This window comes from Streptomyces lushanensis (assembly GCF_001700515.1).
Lineage (GTDB): Bacteria > Actinomycetota > Actinomycetes > Streptomycetales > Streptomycetaceae > Streptomyces > Streptomyces lushanensis.
On sequence record NZ_MAUD01000552.1, the window covers coordinates 1 to 6,093 of the forward strand.

Here is a 6,093-nt window from a genome sequence, read left to right on the forward strand (position 1 = left end):
CAGGCGACGTTCGAACTGGGGTATGGACAGTTGGAGCCAGCTCAAGCTCGGGCATTCCGGCTGCTCGGACTGGCAGACGGACCGGATACTTCCCTGGCCGCAGCTGCCGCTGTGCTGGACCTGCCTGTGGAAGATGCCGAGGACTTGTTGGAGTCCCTCGTCGACACTTCGCTGCTGGAATCTGCTGCGCCTGGCCGTTACCGTTTCCACGACCTTGTACGGCTCTACTCGCGTGCGTGCGCCGAACGCGACGAGCACCCGCCGAGCGAGCGGGAGACCGCGCTATCAAGGTTGCTGGACTTCTACTCGTCCACGCTCTTGGGGGTCTACCGGATCGAGCGGCCCGGGGATCCGCTGGTGGACCACCTGGAACGTCCTGAGTACCCGGGTCTGACCTTCTCAGACCGGCACGCGGCGCAGGACTGGCTGTACTCCGAGGCGACCTGCCTACTGGCAATCGTCCGTCAGGCTGCGCGGCCCAGGACGCTGCGCCGCGCCGTAGACACCCTGATGTCGGCCGTCGACCTGGCGGAGTCCGGCGCCAGCAGCAAGGAGTACGAATCGGTCGCGGCGCTCTTGCGGCGCGCGGCGCAAGAGGTGCCAGACCCCCGAACGCAGGCACGGGCGCTGACGGCACTGGCCTCCGCACACCAGGTCTCCGGCATGTTCGACGAGGCCCTCTGGGAAGCCCAGCAGGCGATCGAGTTGGCTCAGACTGCCGACGACCTGCTCACCAGCTGCAGAGCGTCCCACATCAGCGGTACGGTCGCGCTGTACCAGAACCGGTACGACGCGGGCGAGGCGCACTTGGACCGCGCTGTCGAGAACTGCCGAGCCCTCGGAGACCGTCCAGGCGAGGCAAGCGCCTTGTGCAACCTCTCACGCATCTACTTGGCGACCGGCCGTACGGCGAGAGCGGTTGCCCTGGCCCGCCAGGGCATGACAATCTACGATGAGATGGGATATGCACTGCGGGGGGCCAACGGCCGCTACGCACTTGGGCTCGCGCTCACGCAGAACGGGCAGTTGGCGGAGGCGACCGAGTGCCTGGGACAGGCCCTCCGGGTGTTCAGCGACAGCCGTCAGCGACTGTGGATGGGTATGACCCAGTTCCGCCTCGCCGAAGTCGACTTCGCCGCACGGCGTTTCGTCCAGGCATCTGTCAACGCCGAAATGGCCCTGACGCTGCTGCGAGACATTGGTGGAGATTGGCGCCGCGGCAACGTCCTGACCATGCTCGGGCGCGCCCTCAATGAAATCGGACAATCGCGCCGGGCGCAGGTCTGCTTCCACGAGGCCCTTGGTATCTTCGAGGGGCTGGGAGCACCGGAGTCGAACAATGTGAGGAGCCTGTTGCGCGCGTCGGTCGCCTGATGGACGAGGCTCCGCAACACGCGACTTTTTGAGGCATGTGGGCCGGACAGTGCTGGACCCGACAGCCACCATCGCCCCCTCGCGGGCCGGGCATCGCGGGCCGGGCATCGCGGGCCGGCCCGCTCCTCTCCGCCGCCTGTGGGTTCGCCCACAGGGCGGGGCCACCGCAGACCGTCATCGAACATTCGTCGGCGCCAGCGATCGCCAATTCGGTGGGGCCGATTGCCGACGTCGAATCCAGCCTCCAGGTTGGGTCACGGCCCTGGCCACGGACCAGATCATTTGCGACGGGACAATCATCAGAGTCGCGTCCGTGGCGTCAATGCCCACCACCGAGCGGAATTGCCGGGGCGACGGCCTCCCAGGTGATGGTCTTCTCAGTGTCGTTGGCGACGACGTCGACCAGCGTGATGGACTCGATGTGCAGGGGGGCATGGCTGGGGCGGACTCGGCGTACGCGTCGGTGGATCTGATGGAAGTGATCCAGAGTGACCTCTGCGGTGGCGTACGACTCGGTCAGGTGCAGCACGCCGGTGTCGTAGGTGGTGGCATCGGGTCCGCGCACGAGCTCGAACGCCCGGGTGACGGCGGCCCTCAGTTCATTCAGCGGCTCGTCCGGACCGAGATCGAAAATCAGACCCGAGTAAGTCGCGGCACATGCTGTGTCCCCCGCAGGTCGTGTCGCTTTCCTCGTTGCGGACCTGCGAGCGCTTGTCGCAGCCGTACAGGCGCGGGATGTTGCATTCCGCGAGAAGCCGAGTCGCCTCAAGATCTTGTTACGTGGGAGCGGCCCGGGCGGGCGCTTCGGCATCGGCTTGGTCGCGGCGGCGAACAACGTCATCTGGTCGTCCGTCGACTCGTCCGGTGAGCCGGGCTTCGCCCGCGACTTCCTACCCATCGGGGGGCCTTTCTGGGAACACCTACCAACACGGTAGATATCCATTCAATGACGCACGGTTCCTATCACATCGGCTTGCCTCCGCGATCAACGCGGGCGAGAATCAGCCGTGCCAGAAGGGGGTAACTGCCTTGGTCGGCACAGTCCCGGTAGAGGGTGCGGGCAGTTCGGCCAGGGCCACGCGGTGATCTCGGAGCAATACCCGTCCGGCGTACATTTGCCATCCCCCAGCTCTGAGCACAGCCACCCCAGCAGTGCCCGCGCCGTGGCGGCGACGATGACGGCAGCCGCACCGACGTACTCCGTGATGGTGGTGGCTGCAGTCATGGCTCCCTTCCAAACGAAACGGCCTAGAGTCGGCGTGCGTTCTATGCAACAGACGGTGACCGACGCATTGTCCTTGTTCACCTGAATCACGGCTACTGGCGGGGACAGCCGCTCAACATCGTCGACGTAGCAGCGTCCCACGTACAGATGCGCCTCGTCACCGAGATTGCCGAGACGTCGTGACACCTGCACGCCCCGCGGGCTCAGATCGAAGTCACTACTACTGGTGCTGCCGAATATCTGTGAAGCTGCTCTCACCGCCACTCCACTGGAGGGCAGGTCCGACGACATACGTACCGATCTCGATGCGAAACGTTCGCCCGGACGGTGATTGATCGTCCACGACGCAGCCCGGCTGCCACCCAACCATCGTGTACTTCGCTGCCCTTGGTGCGTGAGTGACCGGATCTTCGGTGAGTGCGGTGATGCGCCGGGGGTCGAGGAGCCTGCACGCGGAGGGGAGTGAGCGCACCGGTCCGGTCACGAGTTCGGCCTGGGCGGCCCCGCGGAGCGTCACGGCGTAGAGCCCCACAATGAGCGCGAGGGCGAGCGCCGCAGACATGAGCCGGGCTCCCCCTGCCGAGCTGTCGAGCTCCGACTCGCGTCTGTTCGACCGCGCCTTGCGCAAGGCGGTCACGCAACTCGATGTGCCGGAAGCGGTACGCGCCTCCAGCCTGATGCAGGACGCCGCGCCGATGTGCGTCTTCCAGAAACGTGATAAGCCTCAGCGGCAGGCTGCCCGTCTTACCTTCTTGGTGGGGTCGAACTGGTCATTCGTTGGAGGTGGACGTCTGCGTCTTTTCAGTGGCGGGGGTCAAGCAGGCCGAGGTCGAGCAGGCTTCGGCCGCTGGCGGTGAGCGCGTCCTCAGTGGAGCGCGGCTGCCAGCCCAGCAGGGTGCGGGCCCGGGTGGCGTCGACATGGCGGACCACGCCGAGGTTGCCGCGCATCTCGCGCAGCGCGGGCACTGCCAGCGCCCCGGCGCGCACGAGGAGGCTGGGCAGGCGCCGCTGGGGCACCCGGTTGGCGCCTTCGCCCAGGCGCTCACGCAGGGTGGCGGCGATGTGGGTGAAGGGCACTGCGTCACCGGCGGCGGCGATGAAGCGCCGTTCGGCGGCCTCGGGCGCGGTCATGGCCCGCAGGTGCAGGTCGGCGACGTCCCGGACGTCGACCACGGCCGTGGACAGGTCGGGGACGCCGGGCATCTTGCCGTCCATCATCGCGTGGATCAGTTGCAGCGACCCCGACAGACGTGGTCCGAGGGCGGGTCCGAAAATGCCCACCGGGTTGACCACGGCCAGTTCCAAGCCGGCGGTCCCTTCCATCACGAAGTCCCATGCCGCGCGTTCGGCCAGCGTCTTGGACTTCACGTACGGGGTGACGCCGGGACCGGAGAGGTCGCTCCAGTCCTCCTCGGTGAACGGCCGCGGAGTCGCCGGGTGGCCGTAGCCGACCGCGCCGAAGGACGAGGTGAGGACCACTCGCTCCACCCCGGCCGCCGCGCAGGACCCGCATGGTGCCTTCCCGCGCGGGACCGATCAGTTCCCTCTCGTCCCGGGGCTGCTGGGCGGGGAAGGGGGAGGCGACGTGCAGGACGTAGGCGCAGCCGTCCATCGCTTGTGCCCATCCTTCCTCGTGTGTCAGATCGGCTTCGGCGAAGGACAGCCCTTCGAGCGTCGATACCCCGGCCGCCCTGACACTGTCCGTTACCAGCGCCTGCTTGGCGGCGCCGCGCACGGTGGTCCGTACCCGGTATCCGCGCTCGACTAGCTGGGATATGCAGTGCGCGGCGAGGAAACCGCTTCCGCCGGTCACCAGAACCGTTTGCTCACTCATGGTGATGCTCTCTCTTCCGGGCGGCCGGGCCACCGGGCCGCTCGTGTCGGTCGTCGGGCTTGAAAACCCCTTAACGAAAACGTACTGTCGAAAACGTATTTTCGCTACGTGGGTTTCCCGGGCAGCCGGACACCCGAACGAGCCAACGAGAGAGGAGCAGTAATGGACGAGCGGTCGCCGGCCCCACGCCGGCGCAAGCGACTGACCGAGGAGCGCGAGCGCGAGATCCTCGACGCCGCGTTCGACCTGGTGGCCGAGGTCGGTTATGAGCAGGCGACCCTGGACGAGGTCGCTCGGCGCACCAGAGCGAGCACCGCCACGCTGTACCGGCAGTGGGAGAACAAGCCCAGGCTGGTGATCACGGCGATGATGGCGCGCAAGTACCCGCCGCTGCCCCCCGTCGACACCGGTGACCTACGCTCAGACCTGGTGGCGCTGGCCCGGCTGATGCCGCCGCCGCACCCGGTCGGCGCGCCGACCCTGGGCATCTGGCAGGCCGTCACAGCCGACCCCCAGCTGGCCCAGGCCCTGCGGGACGTGCTCCTCGCCCCCTACCTCGACGCGCTGCGCACCATCCTCGACCGGCACGTCGAAGACGGCACGATCCGCCCGGACAACCCCGCCCTGCAGCACGCCGAGATGTTCCTGCTCGGCACGTTCTTCGTGAAAAAGCTCTTCACCGGCACGGAAGCCGACGCCGACCAGCTGATCGCCGCCATCGACGCCCTGCTGCTGCCGGCCCTGACCACCGGCCCCTGACCACCGCGATCGCCTGCCGGCACCCCCGTCATGCCACTGGGCGACTGTGCACAGAACAGCGAGGCATCACCTCATGAGTACATCGAACGACACCGTCCTGGTCACCGGAGGCTCTGGCTTCCTGGGCGGCCGTGTGATCGCCCAGGCCCTGGCTGAGGGCCACCGGGTACGCACCACCGTGCGCTCGCCGGCCAAGGCGACACAGGTCCGAGAAGACCTGAAGGCCATGGGCGCCGACGCGGATGACCGGCTCTCCTTTGTGGAGGCGGACCTGACCGCGGACAACGGCTGGGCGGAAGCGGTGGCCGGCTGCCGCTACGTCCTGCACACCGCCTCCCCCTTCCCCGCAGGCACCCCCGACCACGAGGACGACCTGATCATCCCGGCCCGCGAAGGCACCCTGCGCGTCCTGCGCGCGGCCCGTGACGAAGACGTCAAGCGTGTGGTCGTCACCTCTTCCTTCGCCGCCATCGGCTACGGACGGCCCGCCACCGAGAGGGCCTTCACCGAGGACGACTGGACCGACCCCGACAGCGACATCCCCGCCTACATCAAGTCCAAGACCCTCGCCGAACAGGCCGTCTGGGACTTCGCCGAACACGAGGGCAACGCGCCGGAGCTCACCGTGATCAACCCGGTCGGCATCTTCGGCCCCGTCACCGGACCCGACCACTCCACCTCGATCAACATGATCACCAACCTGTTCGGCGGCACCCTGCACGGCGCCCCGCGGCTCTACTTCGCCGTCGTCGACGTCCGCGACGCCGCCGAGCTGCACCTGCGCGCCATGAGCGACCCCAAGGCCGCCGGGCAGCGCTTCATCGCCGCCGCGGGCGACGCCGTCTCCCTACACCAGATCGCGCTCGCGGTCCGCGAACGCCTCGGCGCCGCCGCCGAGGCC

4 protein-coding genes and 1 pseudogene are annotated in these 6,093 nt (G+C 67.8%); 3 read left to right on the plus strand and 2 right to left on the minus strand.

The genetic code is table 11. The features are described 5' to 3' along the window. Nucleotides 1-1,374 (plus strand): tetratricopeptide repeat protein (locus BFF77_RS31115; protein ID WP_141698584.1); only part of this gene is annotated, 1,374 nt, incomplete at its 5' end. A gap of 319 nt (nt 1,375-1,693) precedes the next feature. Here the strand turns inward: BFF77_RS31115 and BFF77_RS31120 are convergent. Together BFF77_RS31120 and BFF77_RS31130 are read right to left on the minus strand one after the other, a co-directional pair. Beyond that, entirely contained in the window at nt 1,694-1,939 is a 246-nt protein-coding gene (locus BFF77_RS31120) for a hypothetical protein (RefSeq protein ID WP_066956753.1), read from the minus strand. Between the two features lie 1,461 nt (nt 1,940-3,400). Beyond that, nucleotides 3,401-4,433, minus strand: a pseudogene (locus tag BFF77_RS31130) (SDR family oxidoreductase). Between the two features lie 162 nt (nt 4,434-4,595). Between BFF77_RS31130 and BFF77_RS31135 the strand changes: the two are divergent. Then, nucleotides 4,596-5,192 (plus strand): TetR/AcrR family transcriptional regulator, encoded by a 597-nt coding sequence (locus tag BFF77_RS31135; protein WP_066956759.1) that lies wholly within the window; start codon nt 4,596-4,598, stop codon nt 5,190-5,192. 73 nt (nt 5,193-5,265) lie between these two features. Then, a partial coding sequence (locus tag BFF77_RS31140) for an SDR family oxidoreductase (protein WP_066956762.1) occupies nt 5,266-6,093 on the plus strand: 828 nt, incomplete at its 3' end.

What these genes read in the sequence shown, in the direction of transcription:
- BFF77_RS31135 (WP_066956759.1), top strand. Translation starts at nt 4,596, where the DNA reads ATGGACGAGCGGTCGCCGGCCCCACGCCGGCGCAAGCGACTGACCGAG.